Source organism: Microbacterium sp. Y355 (assembly GCF_059445345.1).
The window spans coordinates 83,405-99,963 of the sequence record NZ_JCAIUD010000001.1 but is presented as its reverse complement, the minus strand read 5'-3'; the positions used below and the strand labels follow the sequence as shown (position 1 = coordinate 99,963).

Sequence of the window (16,559 nt, the reverse complement as noted above, 5' to 3'; positions counted from 1 at the left end):
GTCTCGTCCATCCTAATTCGCTGCCCTGACAGCGGCTCCCTGGCACGCCGCTCGAGCTGCGCGCCCAGGTCAGTCGCGCAGCGCGCGGTCGATCATCGCAATGACGTTCTCGGTGCCGGTGCGGATGCCCACGTTCCCCGCAGCAGCGGCCATACGCTCGATCCGCGCGCGGTCGCCGAGAAGTGGCACGATGCTGTCTCGCACCGTGTCGCCGGTGAATCCACTGTCCTCGAGCAGGATCGCCGCTCCTGCGTCGACGGCAGAGGCCGCGTTCAGGCGCTGTTCTCCGTTTCCGACCGCGTAGGGCACATAGACGGCGGGGAGGCCGAGAGCACTGATCTCACTGACCGTCGCCGAGCCCGCGCGCGACACGATCAGGTCAGCGAGTGCGAAGGCGAGATCCATCCGGTCGACATAGCGACGCATGACGTATCCGGGAGCAGCGGGGTCGATGAGGTCGCTGCGCTCCCCCGTCACGTGCAGCAACTGCCACCCGGCCGCGCGCACATCTTGCCAAGAGTCGGCGAAGGCCTCATTGAGCCGCAGCGCTCCCAGTGAGCCGCCGAAGACCAGCAGAATGGGCTGCGCCGCATCGAGCCCGAAGTGCTCGGCCGCCTCTGCGCGCGTAGCGGCTCGATCCAGGTCGACGATCTCGCGTCGCAACGGCATACCGACGACTTCGCTGCCCTTGAGCGGCGTGCCGTCGAATGCGACACCGATGCCAGCCGCCCAGCGCGCGCCGAGGACGTTTGCCAAGCCCGGCTTCGCGTTGGCCTCGTGCACGACGAAGGGCACTCGCTCGCGACGTGCCGCGATGTAGGCCGGCGCCGACGCGTAGCCACCGAAGCCGACCACCACGTCGATGTCGTGTTCGCGAATGTGCGCCCGCACCTGAGCGATCGCCCTCCGGAAGCGTCCGGGAAAGCCCACTGCCTGTTTGTTCGGCCGGCGGGGGAATGGCACCTTGTCCACGATCAGCAATTCGTACCCGCGCTCAGGGACGAGGCGGGCCTCCAGCCCCTCCTTCGTGCCGAGCACGAGCACGTCGGTTCGTGGATCTCGCGCACGCAGCCCATCGGCAACGGCAAGGAGAGGGTTCACATGGCCGGCGGTTCCGCCGCCTGCGAGGAGGTACGAGGTCACTTGGTGACCTTACCCCGCTCCGTTGCAGGAATCGTGCGAGCGAACGCCAGCAGCACACCACAGGCGAGCAGTACCGACAGAAGTGCCGTACCGCCCTGCGACATGAACGGCAGCGGCACACCCAGCACCGGGAAGATGCCGATCACGACGCCGATGTTGATGAGCGCCTGACCGATGATCCATACGGTGATGCCACCCGCCGCGACCCGGATGAACGGGTCGGAGGTCTTGCGCATGATGTGGAACGCGCCGATGGCGAAGAATGTGAACAGCGCGAGAACCACGATGCATCCGATGAGCCCCAGCTCCTCGCCCACGATGGCGAAGATGAAGTCATTGGATGCGGCAGGCAGCCAGCCGTACTTCTCCTGCGAGTTACCAAGGCCGAGGCCGAACACACCACCGTTCGCCATCCCCCATACCGCGTGGATCGACTGGTAGCAGTCGTGTTCGTAGTTGGCCATGTCGGTGCATACGGCCGTAATGCGTCGCATGCGATCGGGGCTCAGGACGGCCAGTACCACGACTCCAACGACGCCGAGGAGCACCGGAAGGATGAACAGTCGCAGCTTCACGCCCGCGAAGAACAGACAGCCGAGCAGGATCAGTACGAGCACCATCACCGTGCCGAGGTCATGACCGGCCATGACTGCGCCGATCACCAGTATCGAGACAGGAATCACGGGGATGAACACATGCCGCCAGATGCCCAGCAACGTTCTCTTGCGCAGCAGCACGTATGCGATCCACAGGGCGAGGGCAAGCTTCAGAAACTCCGAAGGCTGCATAGAGATCACACCGAGGTCGATCCAGTTGCGGTTTCCGGCGTCCTCGATGCCGAGCGGCGTGAACACGAGCAGCTGCAGCAGCGTCGCGCCGATCAGCGCGGGCCAGGCCATCTTCTTCAGAACACCGATGGGGAGCCTGCTCACCAGGAACATCAGCGGGATGCCGACAGCGGCGAACATCGACTGCTTGAGCGCGGTGTCCATGACACCGGACTCAGTGGCGCTCGTCGCCGAGATCACCATGATGAGGCCGAAGACGGTCAGCAGCAGCGCAGTGGATGCGATGAAAAGGAACTCGCTCGACGGCGGTACAAAGATCCGCCCCAGCGAGACGCGTGCGGCGAGCCCTCGAGATTCAGAGCGGGGTGGGCGGGCTACCTGCGTCATCGGCGCTCCCCCGGTCGATCCATCTGCGCACCGCCTCGGCGAAGCGGTGGCCGCGATCCTCGTAGCTGGTGAACTGATCGAAGGATGCCGCGGCGGGGGCCAGTAGAACCGTTCCCCCGTCGATAGCGATCCCCGAGGCAAGTTCTACCACGCGGGTCATGACATCTTCAGTCTCCCCAGTGACCACCTCGATTACCGGGACTGCGGGCGCGTGTCGCTCGAATGCCGCGACCAGCTCGGCGCGTTCGACACCAATGATGAGCGCTGCGCTCGCGGAGCGCCCGGCATCCGCCACCAGATCGGAGAGGTCGACGCCCTTCAAATCGCCGCCAACTACCCACACAGCGCCGGGGTATGCGCGCAACGACGACGCTGCGGCGTGCGGGTTCGTCGCCTTAGAATCGTCGACCCAGGTGACACCCTGGTGACTCGCAATGATCTGGATGCGGTGGGCATCAAGCTGGAACGTCTCCAGAGCACGGCGGATGGCCTCCGGCGACGTGCCGAGCGCGCGCGCGAGCGCGCTGGCCGCCAGAATGTTCTGCACCATGTGCGGAGCCGCGAGTCCGACGCGCTCGAGATCGTCGATCGTGGTCAACTCCAGCGCGCTGTTCTTGCGGTCGTCGAGGAACGCCCGGTCGGCGAGGATGCCGTCGACCACACCGAGATCGCTTGGTCCGGGCACACCGAGGTCGAAGCCGATCGCTCGCGCTCCCTCCGAGACCTCGGCGTCTTCCACCATCTGGCGCGTCGCCAGGTCTGCTTTGTTGTACACGCACGCGACGCGGGTGTTGCGGTAGACGAAGGCCTTGGCGTCGCGGTATGCCGCGGCACTGCCGTGCCAGATCAGATGATCGTCAGCAAGGTTCAGACACACAGACGAGTGCGGCACGAGCTCACCCGCACTGCTGCTCTGCCCGATGTACCAGAGCTGGTGACTGGAGAGTTCGACCACGAGCACGTCGAATCCGGCCGGATCGCGTACCGCATCCACAACGGGAATGCCGATGTTGCCGCACGGCGCGGCACGCAGCCCGCCCTCGGCGAGCATCGTCGCCGTCAGCTGGGTGGTGGTGGTCTTTCCGTTCGTGCCGGTGATGAGCACCCAGTCAGCGGGTGTGCCATCTGCGCGCACGACCTTGTCGCGCACGCGCCACGCCAGCTCTACATCGCCCCACAGGGCAATGCCGACTTCCTGCGCCCAGACGATCAGCGGATGCGACGGCGAGAAGCCGGGCGAAGCCACAACGACCTCAGGGTCGAAGTCGCGAAGCGCCTGCGGCACCTCATTCAGCGCGCCGAGTTCGAGATTCGCACCGATCACCGGCACGAGACGCTCATACTCCTCTGATGCTGATTCCGAGAGCACGAGCACCTCTGCACCGAGTTCGGTGAGCGTGTCAGCGGCAGAGAACCCGGTGACCGACAAGCCGAGTACGGCGACACGCAGGCCTTTCCAGTCGGCGTGCCAGCTGGTCAGTGCATCCAGACGCGCAGTACTCATACCAGAGTGAGCCATTCCACGTAGAAGAGGCCCACGGCCGAGATGGCGAGAAGACCTGAGATGATCCACAGTCGAACGACGATGGTTACTTCCGGCCAGCCGCGCATCTCCAGATGGTGATGGAACGGGCTCATCAGGAACAGGCGCTTGCCTCGGGTGAGTTTGAAGTAGGTGCGCTGCAGAATCACCGAGCCCGAGGAGAGCACGAAGACACCGGCGATTACCAGGAGCAGAAGTTCGGTGCGGGTGAGGATCGCCATCGCGGTGATCACACCGCCGATGGCCATCGATCCGACATCACCCATGAAGACCTTCGCCTTGGGCGCGTTCCACCAGAGGAACCCGATGAGACCTGCGGCAAAAGATGCACCGACGATCGCGAGGTTGAAGGGGTCTCGCACTTGATAGCAGGCGGCGAGGGCGTCGGCTTCGGCGCCGGTGCCCGCGCCTGTGCAGGACTGCTTGAACTGCCAGAACGCGATCAGACTGTAAGCGCTGACGACGAACACACCGGCGCCAGCTGCAAGACCATCGAGGCCGTCGGTGAGGTTGACGCTGTTGGATGTCGCGATGCCGATCACAGCGATCCAGATCAGGTAGACGACCCAGCCGATGACCACGCCTAAGGCGAAAAGATTCAGCCAGGGGATGTCTCGGAACAGGGAAACATAGCGGCTTGCCGGCGTCTGTCCCCACTGGTTCTCGAAGTTCAGTGCGACGACGCCGAACGGGACCATCACGATCAGCTGACCGATGACCTTGCGCCACCCCGAGAGCCCGAGACTGCGCTGCGACTTGACCTTCATGTAGTCATCGATGAAGCCCACAGCGCCGAAGCCGAGCATGAGCCACAACACGAGGATTGCGGAGAGCGCCGGAGGGCTGCCCCCTGCATAGACGCCGACGAAGTAGCCGACGATCGTGCCGAGAATGAAGATGAGCCCACCCATCGTGGGCGTGCCCCGCTTTGCCTCGTGGCTCGGGTTCGCGATGTCTTCCGGGGTGCGGATGACCTGCCCCCAGCCCCAGCGGCGAAACAGCCGCAGGAAGACGGGAGTAAGGAAGAGGGTGAAGGCGAGCGATATCGCCGCAGCCATGAGGAGTGATCTCACGAGAACAATTCTCCCAGACGATCGCCGAGATGCCGAAGGCCCACGGAATTGGATGATTTGACGAGCACACGATCACCGTCGCGCAGTTCGGTGCGGAGGTATTCGAACGCCGCATCCTGATCGAGCAGATGCACGGCTTCGCTGTCCCACGAGCCTTCGCCGACCACCGAAAGATAAAGACGGCGCGCCTCTGGGCCCACCACGACGATGCGGCGGATGTTCAAGCGCACCGCGAGCAGACCGATCCGATCGTGTTCTTCCCCTGCGCTCTCCCCCAGCTCACTCATCGCGCCGAGAACAGCGACCGTGCGCTCGTCCGGCCCAGTGATCTGTGCAAGCGTGCGCAGCGCCGCGGCCATCGAGTCTGGGCTGGCGTTGTACGCGTCGTTGATGATGCGCACCCGATCGTTGCCCATCGGCTGCATGCGCCAGCGCTCAGCGATCTCGACGGTCTCAAGTCGTGCGACGGAGTCGGCGAGAGAGACACCCAGAACTCCGGCAGCTGTGATCGCGGCCAGCGCGTTACCGACATGGTGCGCGCCGAGAACCTTCAAATGCATCGGCAGCGATTCGCCCGCCGCAGCGACCATCACGCGCGTGCCATCGGCTGCGACCTGAACATCAGTCGCCCGCACATCTGCCGTGTCATTCTGGCCGAAGCCAACTACCCGCAGACCATGGGCAACGGCCTTTTCGCGCATTGCCGCCACACGGGGGTCGTCGACATTCAGCACCGCCGCACCGCCAGGACGGGATGCTGCGATCAGCTCTGCCTTGGCCGTAGCGGTCGCCTCGATGCCACCGAAGCCGCCGGCGTGCGCCATGCCGACCATCAGAATAACGGCGACATCCGGTTCAACGAGCCCGGCAAGATGTGCGATGCTGCCTGGGCCAGCCGCGCCGAACTCGCTGACCAGGTAGCGCGTGTTCTCGGTGACGCGGAGCATGGTGACGGGTGCACCGACCTCATTGTTGTATGAGTCGATCGGTGCGACGGTCTCACCCTCGTCTGCGAGGATGCGCGCAAGGAAGTTCTTCGTCGTGGTCTTGCCATTGGACCCGGTGATCCCGACGATCTTCAGTTGCCCCCTCGCGCGCACGCGCGCGACGACGGCACGGGCGAGATCAGCCAGAGCGACCACGACATCCGCGACGATGATCTGCGAGACCGGAGCGTCGACGGTGTGCTCGACCAGAGCGAGCACCGCGCCGTTCTCCACGGCCGTACCGACGAAACGGTGGCCGTCGGTCTCCGCTCCTGGCTTAGCGATGAAGATGCCCCCCGGGGTCATCTTCCTGGAATCGGTATCGACGACGCCGCTGACCACGGTGTCCGCGGTGTCAGCGTCGATGACACGTAGATCGCCGCCGGTGATGGCAGCAATCTCTGCAAGCGACAGGGCGATCATGACATCTCCATGCACGGCGAGGCGCCGGCTAGTTGAATTTGGGGAGCAGCTCGTCCATCGGTTCGGTGGACGGTGACACGCGATAGGTCTTCAGAACCTGAGTCATCGCTTTGTGGAAAGCGGACGCCGTCGCTGCTGATGATGCAAGCCTAGTCGGCTCGTCGAGCGTGACGATAACGACGTACTCAGGGTCATCCACCGGGGCGAAGCCCACCATGCTCGTGTAATAGGCGTTTGCTTTGTAGCCGGGGCCGTTCTCGTTCGGCTTCTCGGCGGTACCCGTCTTGATGGCTACCCGGTAGCCAGGAATCTCCACCTGCTCGGAGAGACCGCCCTGCACGGCGACGTTCTCCAGCATGCGCGCCACCTCATCGGCAGTGGACTCGGAGATGATCTGCTCATGCTCCGGTGCATCCGGGGTCACGACCGTGCCATCGGCCAGCGTGCAGGACTCGATGAGCGACAGATCGATCTTCTCGCCACCGTTGGCGATGGCCTGGTAGGCACCGGCAACCTGTGGCGCGGTGACCGTGAAGTACTGTCCGAACGTGGTCGTGTACAGCGACTGGCTGTCCCACTTGGAGACCGGGTGCAAAACGCCACCCTCCTCACGAGGGAAATCAATCGTCTTCTCCGTTACGCCGAACTTCTTCAGGTAGTCGTAGCGCACCTGCGGGTCGACCATGGTGCCGAACTTCGATACCGCAACGTTGGATGAGTCGATCAGTGCACCGGCCAGCGTGTACTGGTTGGCGCCGTGCACGAACGCGTCGTTGATGACAGCGCCGTTCGGGAAAGTTTCGCGGCTTGCCGCGCTCACCGTGGTGTTGCCGTCCACAGCTCCGGTGTCCAGCAGTGTCGCAGCGGTGACGGCTTTGAATGTCGACCCCGGCTCGAATGTCGTGGTGAACACCCGCGTTCCCCAGTCATCCGGTGATGAGGAATCAAGGTCGTTGGGGTCGAGCGACGGCCATTCGGCCGCGGCACGGATCTTTCCCGTTTTGACCTCTACGACAACAGCAGTTGCCGCTTTCGCGCCCTGCTTCTGCGCTTCTTCTGCAACCATCTGCTGCAGATACCACGACAGATCTCGGTTGATCGTCAGCTGTACGGTGCCGCCGTTCAGCGCGTCGACAGTGCGTTCGCTGCCGGGGATGATGACCCCGTCGGTACCACGCAGGTAGGTGCGCTCGCCATCTGTCGGGGCGAGGCATTTGGCCTCCATTTGCTCGACACCGAGTCGCCCGACGCCAGCGGTGTCGAGATAGCCGACCACGTTGCCCGCAACCGCGCCGCTCGGGTAGACCCGCGTCTCGCGCGGTGTCATGTGCAGGTAGATGAGCCCAAGGTCACGCAGTTCAAGGTACTTCTCGGTGCTGAGCCCCTTCTCCAGCAGGTAGTACTCCGATTCCGAGTTGTTCTCCAGGTTGGCTGCGACGCCGGCACGCAACTCATCCGCGTCCTGACCCGTGATCTCAGCGATCTTGTCAGCTGCTTCAGACCACGGTGTCTCCGGAGGGCCGTTCTCGTCGTTCTCCAGGAGCATCAAGACCTTCGGACTGAGCTCGGCGTCATAGACCTTCGTGCTCGACGCCAGGATGATGCCGTTCTCATCGACGATCGACCCTCTGTTGCCGTAGAGCGCATCCGTGCTGCCGAGCTTGCCGACGTTGAGGGAATCCTCCACGTGCTCGGTCGCGCTCACTACCTGGATGTCGACGAGGCGAACGACGAACGCTGCCAGTACCGCCAGTATCACCGCGAGGGCGACGACGGTGCGTCGGCGTGGGCCGCGCGTGGCTCGTGTCGTCATGGGATTCCCTCAGTGTCCGTTCAGCGGGTGGTGGGGCTGGGCAGCCCCTCAGTTATTGGCGGGGGAATATTCGGGTCGACCGTCTCGACGGCATCCTCAGCGGTCTGTTCCTCTTCTGCGACGACAACGGGCGGAACCGGGTCACCCAAGAGGGCGTTGTGAACGGCTCCGCTACCCGTCGGGTCGACCGAGGACTGCGATCCGGCCCCGGCGTTCGCGCCGAGTATGGCCGAATCGCTCAGACGCAGGTACGACGCAGAACCGGTGACGACCATGCCCAGCTCTGCGGCTTTCGTCGCCAGCATCTGCGGCGAGGAGATGCCTGCGAGGTCATCCTCAAGCGCGCTCGCCTGCAGATTGAGTTCCCGCTGCTGCGAGGTGAGGTCAGAGAGCACGAAAGAGTCGTAAGTGATAGCGAGCGACAGCCCGATCTGAGCGACGCCGATCGCCGCAGCACCGCCGAGAGCGATGAGCGCGTAGGCGAGCTTCGGTCGGCTGCGAGGTGCGGGTGCGGTGACAGGCTTGAGTTGACGCGCGGGACGCGTCGTCGGGGCCTTCGGCTGCGGCAGCATTGCTGCGGCGGTTGCGCGGCTCATACTGCCTCCCTGATTCTTTCCGCAGCGCGCAGGCGAACGGGAATGGCGCGCGGATTGCGCGCCTTCTCCTCATCACTTGCGAATTCTGCGCCCTTGGTGATCGTGCGGAACCGCGGTGTGTGCTGCGGCAACTCGACGGGGAGCCCGGCAGGAGCGGTAGAAGCGGATGCCGCGGCGAAGGCCTGCTTGATCAGGCGATCCTCCAGCGACTGGTAACTCATCACGACGATGCGCCCACCGACTGACAGCGCGTCCATGGCCGCAGGAATCGCGTCGGCAAGCACGCTGAGCTCGGAGTTGACCTCGATACGCAGCGCCTGGAACACGCGCTTGGCAGGATGTCCTGCGCGTTGCACAGCGGCCGGCGTCGCGGCCTGGAGCAGGTCGACGAGATCTTGAGAACGCTCGAGCGGCTTCTCGTCGCGAGCCTGCACGATGAAGCGGGCGTAGCGCGCGGCGAGCTTCTCCTCGCCGTATCGCTCGAAAATGCGGCGAAGGTTGCCCTCGGCGTAGGTCGCCAGAACTTCAGCGGCCGTGACGCCCTTCGTCTGGTCCATACGCATGTCCAGCGGCGCATCTTTCGAATACGCGAAGCCGCGCTCTGCCTCGTCTAGTTGCAGCGACGAGACGCCTAGATCCATCAGGATGCCAGACGCTCCGTGCGCATGCAGCCCGATCTCGTCGTACACCGTGTGCACGAGCGTGATCCGATCGGCGAAACGTTCCAGCCGCTGTCCAGCGATGCGCAGTGCATCTGTGTCGCGATCGAGACCGATGAGTCGGATGTTGTCGAATCGCTCCAGCAGAGCTTCGGAGTGCCCGCCCATGCCGAGCGTGGCATCGACCAGTACCGCGCCGTCGTGCTGCAGCGCCGGGGCCAGCAACTCGACGCAGCGATCCAGGAGGACGGGGGTGTGAATGTCGCGGAGATTCATGATCATTTCCGGTGACCTTCGACTCTGATCCCCCTCCGCTTCTCGACCCGGCACCGGGGAAGTGTGTCGGGGCGGGAGCGGCGGGGCATCACAGTCGAAGGTCAAAAGAGTCCCGGAATCACCTCCTGTTCCAGTTCTGAGTACGTGTCCTCGCCAGCGGCGAGGTAGTCGTTCCATGCCGCGGCATCCCAAATCTCGGCGTGCGCGCCGACACCTGTGACGATGAGCTCCTTCTCGAGCCCTGCGTACTGGCGGAGAGGAGCGGGGATGGTGATGCGGTTCTGGCTGTCCGGCATCTCCGCGCTTGCTCCGGAAAGGAACATGCGCAGAAAGTCACGGGCTTGCTTGTTGCTGAGGGGCGCCTGACGGATCCGCTCATGCATTGCCTCGAATTCGGCGGTGCTGAAGACGTAAAGGCATCGCTCTTGGCCACGGGTGACCACGATGCCGCCACCAAGATCCTCACGGAACTTCGCCGGCAGGATGACTCGACCTTTGTCGTCGAGCTTCGGTGCATGCGTTCCCAACAACATCAGCCATCACCCCCTCTGTTTCCGGCCAACTCGAGGTGTCCCCCACTTTACTCCACTTTGCTCCACTTTTATATGGCAAGGCCATGACAGCATCGCATATTGACATCCACTTCCGCACCACTCCCCCGTGATTCCGCGGCAGAATGCGGTTAATCAGATGTGGAGGATCGTAGAGGGGACACGAAAAAGCCCGGATGCGCAACGCATCCGGGCTTGTGAAGCTCTGTATCTAGGAGAGCACGAGGTCAGCGACCGTCTTGTCGACGATCCCAGCGGTCGTTCATACGTTCCATGAACGAGGACGAATCCTGCGGCGGCTTTGATTTCGCCGGACCTGACATGCGCGCCGGGCCGGTGCGTCGAGTCGGTGTGGCCGCGAGGATGACTCCGACGAGCATCGCAGCGAATCCGATCACGCCGACGATGATGCTGCCGACGGAGCCGAGCTGGCTCCCGAGTGCGACGCCTGCGACCAGTGCACCAATGCCGACGAGCAGCAGAACCGCACCGTAGACGAGGTTGCGGTAGCTGAGCGTGCGATCCCCTGAGGGCGCGGTGACGATGTCTGCATCATTGTGCAGGAGATGGCGTTCCATCTCATCGAGCAGACGCTGCTCCTGTTCTGACAGTGGCATTACGCCCCCCTCGGGTTCAGTGTCTCTAGTCTACGCTCGCGAAACGGTCGAGGCTACATATCAGCTGAGAACCTAAGCTGATTATCGTGCCCTCCCCCACGCTAGTCCAGGATGCCGTCGCCACTCGCCTGGATCATTTCTTGAACCTGCGACGATCCGAGTCAGATGAGTACGGATCTGATGCAGCGATGTTCATCGACGCCGCGGCAGAAACGCTGCAGGGCGGCAAGCGACTGCGCGCACGCTTTTGCGATGCCGGATGGCGCGCGGTGGCGCGCTTCGCCGATCGTAATGCCACGGAGACAGATGCCGTGTGGGACCTCTGTGCGGCGCTGGAGATCTTCCAGTCTGCAGCCCTGGTGCATGACGATCTGATCGACAACTCCGACACCCGACGCGGGCGTCCGGCAGCCCATCGCGCGCTGGAACAGCAGCACCGCGCGCTGACGTGGTCTGGGGATGCTGAGGCTTTCGGCCGCGCATCCGCAATTCTGCTCGGCGATCTGCTCGTCGCGTGGAGCGACGATCTGCTCGAGCACGCGCTCACCGAGCACGTGCAGGCTCCTGCGGTGCGCCGGGAGTACGCCCGTATGCGCCGCGATGTCACCACCGGCCAGTTCCTCGACATTGCCGAGGAATCCGCCTGGCGCGTGAATCCTGCATCCGAGCACGCGGATCGCGCCCTGCGCGTCGTGTCTCTGAAGTCAGCGCGGTACAGCATCGAACAACCACTGCTGCTCGGTGCGGTCCTCGCTGGCGCAGATGCGGTGCAGCAGGATGCGCTGCGGCAGTTCGGGCATCCGATCGGCATGGCGTTTCAGCTGCGGGACGATGTCCTCGGAGTGTTCGGCGATAAAGAAATCACCGGAAAGCCGACCGGCGACGATCTGCGCGAGGGCAAACGGACTGTTCTGATCGCATTCACCCGGGAGAGGCTGAGCGCCTCGGCGTGCCGGGTGCTGGATGAATTGCTCGGAGATCCGGAGCTGACACCGGATCAGGTGTCAGCTTTGCAGGCGACGATCACTGATTCCGGCGCGCTCGCTCGAGTGGAAGAGCTCATCACTTCCTACGCGCAGCAAGCCGACCGCGCTCTCTCCGGCGCACAGCTCGACAATGCATCCGTCAGCGAACTGCGTGATCTCGCACGAGCAGCGACGGTGCGAACGGCCTGATCCTCAGGCGGATGCGCTCAGGCGAGAGCGCGCGCTACGCGGCGGACCGGGCTCTTGTGTCCAGCCAGAAGCGCGGCGATCGGAGTGCGACCCAGCTCTGCCTGCTCGCTCAGAAGCCAGTCGATGACCTCGTCATCGGTGAGCCCGGCGTCCTTGAGGACGATGATCGTGCCGCGCAGTGACGCCAGGGGCTCTCCGTCGACGATGAAGATCGACGGAACTGCGAAGGCGCCGTTGCGGGTCGAACCGATCAGATACTGCTCAGCGATCAGACGCCGAACCCGCCCCAGCGGCTCGTCGAGAGCCTCGACGAGATCGGGCGTGGTCAGCCATTCGAAGGCAGGGGTTTCGGGAGCAGTCTCAGACACATTTCGACTATCTCACTTCCGCGAGAACATCGCACATCGTCTCATCATTCACTTGAGCCACATCTGCCCCTCTGGTTGACATCCGTATACATCCGTGTCAGCGTTTCAAGAGTCTAAATAGGGGGACCCTTGCGACTCGACATCGAGCAGTACCGCACTCGCTACACCCAGATCGGCTTTCCAGCCGCAGTTCTGGGGGTTCTTGCGAGCACATTCAGTGCCGCGCCCGCCAGCGCTGCAATTCCGGCTGAAACCGGATCGCATCAGCGACTAGTCGCTGTGCCGAAATTGGTGGTGCTAAAAACAGCAGTGCCGATATCGGTTCCTGCGAGCACGACGCCGGCCGCCTACACCGTGCAGAGCGGAGACACCGTCGGAGGAATCGCCGCCAAGTTCGGTCTCGCGACCGTCGATGTGCTCACGTGGAACGACCTCGGCTGGCGCTCCGTGATCTACCCGGGCCAGACTCTGACGCTCACGGCCCCTGCGGCTGCACCGGCACCGGCACCCGCAGCGGTTCCGGCACCGGCTCCCGCTGCCACGGGTCACACAGTGGTCGCCGGTGACACCATCTTCGCCATCGCGCAGAAGTATGACACCTCTGTCGGCGCGATTCTGGTGGCGAATGGTCTGAGCCATGACTCGGTGATCTACCCCGGGCAGGTCATCGCGATCGCCGGCACTGCCAGTCCTCAGCCGGCCCCAGCGCCTGCCCCCGCCGCGGTGCCGCCCGCCGCGCCTGACACCGCTGGCACGACGCACGCCGTTGTTGCCGGCGACACTCTCTTCGCTATCGCCCTGAAGTACGACACCACCGTGGCGGCGCTGTACGCGGCGAACAGTCTCGAGCCGTCGTCGATCATCTATCCGGGGCAGAGCATTATTGTCGCGGTCGCGGAAGCGGTCGCGGAAGCTCCGGCATCCACCCCAGCGTCGGTCTCGACAACCGCGCTGAACGCACCGCAAGCTGAGAACGCGACCATGATCATCCGGATCGGGCGCGAACTGGGCGTCTCCGAACGCGGCATCGCCATTGCCCTGGCCACCTCGATGGTCGAGTCGTGGCTGCGCAACCTCGATTGGGGCGACCGCGATTCGCTGGGCCTGTTCCAACAGCGTCCTAGCGCCGGCTGGGGCACGCCAGAGCAGGTCACGGATCGGGATCGCAGCATCCGCGTCTTTTTCGGCGGTCAGTCCGACCCGAATGGTGCGGTCACACGTGGTCTGCTCGATATCCCCGGGTGGGAGAACATGCCCTTCAGCGATGCCGCCCAGTCCGTTCAGATCTCCGCATACCCGGAGCGTTATGGCCCCTGGGAGGCCTCGGCATACGAATGGATCGCACTTTATGGCTGAATCCCCGGCGTTTCGGCGCCGAAAGGGTGAGCCGCTCCCCTGGCTTTCAGCCAGTTCTTCATAGACTCTGTACGTGACGAGCAATCAGCAGGCCGACCCCCTCATTGGGCGGCTTGTCGATGGCCGGTACCGGGTGCGTGCTCGAATCGCGCGCGGCGGGATGGCCACCGTGTACGTCGCCACCGATCTTCGCCTCGAGCGCCGCATCGCTTTGAAGGTGATGCACGGCCATCTCAGTGACGACACCGTCTTCCAGGACCGGTTCATCCAGGAGGCCCGCGCAGCGGCCAGGCTCGCCGATCCGCACGTCGTCAACGTCTTCGACCAGGGCCAGGATGGCGAGCTCGCCTACCTCGTCATGGAGTATCTGCCGGGTATCACGCTGCGCGAACTAATGCGCGAGCAGCGTCGACTGACCATTGCGCAGACCATCACGATCATGGATGCGATCCTCGCTGGACTCGCCGCCGCGCACAAGGCCGGCATCGTGCACCGTGATGTGAAGCCTGAGAACGTCCTCCTCGCCGAAGACGGTCGAATCAAGATCGGCGACTTCGGCCTCGCTCGTGCGACGACGGCGAACACCGCAACCGGTGCGCAACTGCTCGGAACGATCGCGTACCTCGCACCAGAACTTGTCACGCGGGGCACCGCTGATGCCCGCAGCGACATCTACGCGCTCGGCATCATGCTCTACGAGATGCTCACCGGTGAGCAGCCGTACAAGGGCGAGCAGCCGATGCAGATCGCCTTCCAGCATGCGACTGAGTCGGTGCCGCGCCCCAGCGTGCGCAACCCCGGTGTGCCGGAACAGCTCGACGAACTCGTGCTGTGGTCGACCGAGAAGTCGCCTGACGAGCGGCCGGACAACGCCCAGCAGATGCTCGACCGGCTTCGCGAGATCGAGCGCGCACTCGGGGTCTTTCCGATGGCCGCCACCACTGCGACCACGCCGTTGCGCTCGCAGAGCGACTCGGGCGAGCTCACCAAGATCCTGCCCGCCACGATGATCATCGACGACCCGACCGGGCCCGTGGCTGTGGCTCAACCCATGGACAACGCGACGCTGCTGCGCCGCAGAACCTCCAAGCGGCGTGCCCGCGGGGCGTTCCTACTGTCGCTGGTTCTGCTGCTCGCAGTGCTGGCCGGTGGCATCGGATGGTGGTTCGGCTCAGGACCCGGATCTCTCGTAGGCGTTCCCCCTGTTGCCGGTCTCAGCTACGAGGCGGCCGCGGCAGCCCTTGTCGACGAAGGTTTCCAGCCGGCACGCGTTGATGAGAGTTCGGTCGACGTGGATGCCGAAACCGCGATCCGAAGCGAACCAGGCGAAGGCGAGAAGCTCGATCAGGGCGCCGAGGTGAGTGTGATCATCTCGACTGGCCCAGCCGCACACACCGTAGAGGCGTTAAACGGCCGCACAGAGCAGGATGCCAGGGACTATCTGGGAACCCTTAACGTGACGGTGCAGGACGAGACACTCGAGCTGTACTCCGGTGCAGAGGCAGACATCGTCATCAACGCCTACGTGACACCGCGCGCCGGTGGTGAGTCCTACATCTGCGGTGACGGGTGCGAACTGTTCGAAACCGATTCTGTGGAGTTGTTTGTGTCGCTCGGCGGCCTGCCCGATGTCGTCGGGATGTCCGCTGCGGATGCTGTCGCCACTCTCGATGAGAAGGGTATCTCCGTCGCCGAGCAGGTCGAGGAGTTCAGCGACTCGGTCGAGGCCGGCATCGTGATCTCGATGGCTGAACGCGAAGGCGGCGAAAACTGGCGCCCCGGAGACTCGACCACGCTGGTTATCTCCAAGGGGCCTCAGCTCTTCGCAGTGCCGAACGTAGTGGACATGACCAGGGATCAGGCGAAGCGCGAGCTTGAGAACGCGGGATTCAACTACGAATACAACCGCTTCTGGGATGCCGCGCCCGATGAACTGACCCGAGTCGAGGCGCAGAGCCCGACCGGCGATCAGCGCAAGGGCACGCCCATCACCTTGACTATCGGCGGCGCGTTTTAGCAACCGCGAGACTTCACGTGTGTCCTCAGAATCGCGCGATTCGAGGTCACACGTGAAGTCTCGCGGTCATGGTGAGAAGTGTTGGCCGCGTAGGGCACGACGGATGCGGGCGATCAGTGCGGCCACGTTAGGCGCAGTCACGTCGTCGGCTCCGACGAGCATCACGCGGTAGCCTGCATCCTCGAAGAGTTGCGTTCGAGTGAGGTCCTCGAGCCACTGCTTCCGGTCTGTGCGGTGGTGATCACCCTGGTACTCGAACAGCAGCTTCACTGCCGGGTATCCGAGATCTGAATGTCTGAGCCCCTCGGCGGTCATGACAGGCACCTGCACGTCGGGCTCAGGCAGGCCGAATTCCACCATCGCGAGCCGGAGCATCGTTTCCTTCGGTGAGTGCACCGGTGAGCGCACTTGCTCGAGCGCGAGCCGCAAGGCTTTGGCGCCTCTCTGCCCTGTGCGGCGCGCCACCGCATCCGATAGCTCCTCCGTGGTGCACAGCGGAATCCTACGCCCGTCCTTATTAGGCCCGGTCAGCAGATAGTCTCCGACCGCGACCAGCCATTCATGCGTGAGGTTCCGCTTGCGGCCGTCTTCATCGACGCCCGTCGCTCCCCTGACTGCCAGCTGACACCAGACATCCGCGGGCCGCACCAGTGGCACGCCATCGAACACGCCGTGCGGGAGGTTTGTGAGCTCCGTCTCCCATCCGATGACTCCAGGACGCCTCATTGGTGCGGTGTCTGACACCGATAGAACGTGTAGCGCCTCATCCGGAGTCCACCGAGTCGGAA

The 16,559-nt window shown here is 64.0% G+C and carries 15 protein-coding genes; 3 read left to right on the top strand and 12 right to left on the bottom strand.

Annotated elements, in window-relative coordinates; genetic code table 11:
- Positions 1 to 69: 69 nt before the first annotated feature.
- The 10 genes from AC1C2O_RS00510 to AC1C2O_RS00465 form a co-directional block, all read right to left on the bottom strand.
- Positions 70 to 1,143, bottom strand: coding sequence for a UDP-N-acetylglucosamine--N-acetylmuramyl-(pentapeptide) pyrophosphoryl-undecaprenol N-acetylglucosamine transferase (locus AC1C2O_RS00510; protein ID WP_495428475.1), 1,074 nt, complete (start codon positions 1,141 to 1,143; stop codon positions 70 to 72).
- Positions 1,140 to 2,318: a putative lipid II flippase FtsW gene (ftsW, locus tag AC1C2O_RS00505; protein ID WP_495428474.1), complete on the bottom strand. Its 1,179-nt coding sequence runs from the start codon at positions 2,316 to 2,318 to the stop codon at positions 1,140 to 1,142. The genes AC1C2O_RS00510 and ftsW overlap by 4 nt, the downstream gene beginning before the upstream one ends.
- Entirely contained in the window at positions 2,287 to 3,822 is a 1,536-nt protein-coding gene (gene murD / locus AC1C2O_RS00500) for a UDP-N-acetylmuramoyl-L-alanine--D-glutamate ligase (protein WP_495428473.1), read from the bottom strand. The genes ftsW and murD overlap by 32 nt, the downstream gene beginning before the upstream one ends.
- Positions 3,819 to 4,934 carry a phospho-N-acetylmuramoyl-pentapeptide-transferase gene (mraY, locus tag AC1C2O_RS00495; protein WP_495428472.1) on the bottom strand — a complete coding sequence of 372 codons (1,116 nt, stop codon included), beginning with the start codon at positions 4,932 to 4,934 and terminating at the stop codon, positions 3,819 to 3,821. Before mraY ends, murD begins: the two co-directional genes overlap by 4 nt.
- Positions 4,931 to 6,343 carry a UDP-N-acetylmuramoyl-tripeptide--D-alanyl-D-alanine ligase gene (locus AC1C2O_RS00490; protein WP_495428471.1) on the bottom strand — a complete coding sequence of 471 codons (1,413 nt, stop codon included), beginning with the start codon at positions 6,341 to 6,343 and terminating at the stop codon, positions 4,931 to 4,933. Before AC1C2O_RS00490 ends, mraY begins: the two co-directional genes overlap by 4 nt.
- A 28-nt stretch (positions 6,344 to 6,371) precedes the next feature.
- A complete protein-coding gene (locus AC1C2O_RS00485) occupies positions 6,372 to 8,156 on the bottom strand; it encodes a peptidoglycan D,D-transpeptidase FtsI family protein (protein ID WP_495428470.1) in 1,785 nt (594 codons plus the stop codon).
- A 20-nt stretch (positions 8,157 to 8,176) separates the two neighbouring features.
- Positions 8,177 to 8,752, bottom strand: coding sequence for a cell division protein FtsL (gene ftsL / locus AC1C2O_RS00480; RefSeq protein ID WP_495428469.1), 576 nt, complete (start codon positions 8,750 to 8,752; stop codon positions 8,177 to 8,179).
- Positions 8,749 to 9,687, bottom strand: a complete 939-nt coding sequence (gene rsmH, locus AC1C2O_RS00475) for a 16S rRNA (cytosine(1402)-N(4))-methyltransferase RsmH (protein WP_495431631.1) — start codon at positions 9,685 to 9,687, stop codon at positions 8,749 to 8,751. Before rsmH ends, ftsL begins: the two co-directional genes overlap by 4 nt.
- Positions 9,688 to 9,788: 101 nt before the next feature.
- Entirely contained in the window at positions 9,789 to 10,220 is a 432-nt protein-coding gene (gene mraZ / locus AC1C2O_RS00470) for a division/cell wall cluster transcriptional repressor MraZ (protein ID WP_495428468.1), read from the bottom strand.
- 245 nt (positions 10,221 to 10,465) lie between these two features.
- Positions 10,466 to 10,855, bottom strand: coding sequence for an SCO2097 family morphological protein (locus tag AC1C2O_RS00465; RefSeq protein WP_495428467.1), 390 nt, complete (start codon positions 10,853 to 10,855; stop codon positions 10,466 to 10,468).
- Between the two features lie 83 nt (positions 10,856 to 10,938).
- Between AC1C2O_RS00465 and AC1C2O_RS00460 the strand changes: the two genes are divergently transcribed.
- On the top strand, positions 10,939 to 12,030 hold the full coding sequence (locus AC1C2O_RS00460; RefSeq protein WP_495431630.1) for a polyprenyl synthetase family protein: 1,092 nt from the start codon (positions 10,939 to 10,941) through the stop codon (positions 12,028 to 12,030).
- 17 nt (positions 12,031 to 12,047) lie between these two features.
- Here AC1C2O_RS00460 and AC1C2O_RS00455 read toward each other — a convergent pair whose 3' ends face one another.
- Positions 12,048 to 12,398 carry an Rv2175c family DNA-binding protein gene (locus tag AC1C2O_RS00455; RefSeq protein ID WP_495428466.1) on the bottom strand — a complete coding sequence of 117 codons (351 nt, stop codon included), beginning with the start codon at positions 12,396 to 12,398 and terminating at the stop codon, positions 12,048 to 12,050.
- A gap of 129 nt (positions 12,399 to 12,527) precedes the next feature.
- Between AC1C2O_RS00455 and AC1C2O_RS00450 the strand changes: the two genes are divergently transcribed.
- Both AC1C2O_RS00450 and pknB read left to right on the top strand, forming a co-directional pair.
- Entirely contained in the window at positions 12,528 to 13,754 is a 1,227-nt protein-coding gene (locus AC1C2O_RS00450) for a LysM peptidoglycan-binding domain-containing protein (protein ID WP_495428465.1), read from the top strand.
- A 73-nt stretch (positions 13,755 to 13,827) separates the two neighbouring features.
- Complete coding sequence (pknB, locus tag AC1C2O_RS00445; RefSeq protein ID WP_495428464.1) at positions 13,828 to 15,771, top strand: Stk1 family PASTA domain-containing Ser/Thr kinase; 1,944 nt, start codon at positions 13,828 to 13,830, stop codon at positions 15,769 to 15,771.
- 66 nt (positions 15,772 to 15,837) lie between these two features.
- On the opposite strand, the gene AC1C2O_RS00440 is transcribed toward pknB, so the two are convergent.
- Complete coding sequence (locus tag AC1C2O_RS00440; RefSeq protein WP_495428463.1) at positions 15,838 to 16,497, bottom strand: hypothetical protein; 660 nt, start codon at positions 16,495 to 16,497, stop codon at positions 15,838 to 15,840.
- Between the last annotated feature and the right edge of the window lie 62 nt (positions 16,498 to 16,559).

Coding starts and splice junctions, on each gene's coding strand:
- ftsW (WP_495428474.1), bottom strand. CDS start 2,318: ATGACGCAGGTAGCCCGCCCACCCCGCTCTGAATCTCGAGGGCTCGCC.
- murD (WP_495428473.1), bottom strand. CDS start 3,822: ATGAGTACTGCGCGTCTGGATGCACTGACCAGCTGGCACGCCGACTGG.
- AC1C2O_RS00490 (WP_495428471.1), bottom strand. CDS start 6,343: ATGATCGCCCTGTCGCTTGCAGAGATTGCTGCCATCACCGGCGGCGAT.
- AC1C2O_RS00485 (WP_495428470.1), bottom strand. CDS start 8,156: ATGACGACACGAGCCACGCGCGGCCCACGCCGACGCACCGTCGTCGCC.
- ftsL (WP_495428469.1), bottom strand. CDS start 8,752: ATGAGCCGCGCAACCGCCGCAGCAATGCTGCCGCAGCCGAAGGCCCCG.
- rsmH (WP_495431631.1), bottom strand. CDS start 9,687: ATGAATCTCCGCGACATTCACACCCCCGTCCTCCTGGATCGCTGCGTC.
- mraZ (WP_495428468.1), bottom strand. CDS start 10,220: ATGTTGTTGGGAACGCATGCACCGAAGCTCGACGACAAAGGTCGAGTC.
- AC1C2O_RS00465 (WP_495428467.1), bottom strand. CDS start 10,855: ATGCCACTGTCAGAACAGGAGCAGCGTCTGCTCGATGAGATGGAACGC.
- AC1C2O_RS00440 (WP_495428463.1), bottom strand. CDS start 16,497: ATGAGGCGTCCTGGAGTCATCGGATGGGAGACGGAGCTCACAAACCTC.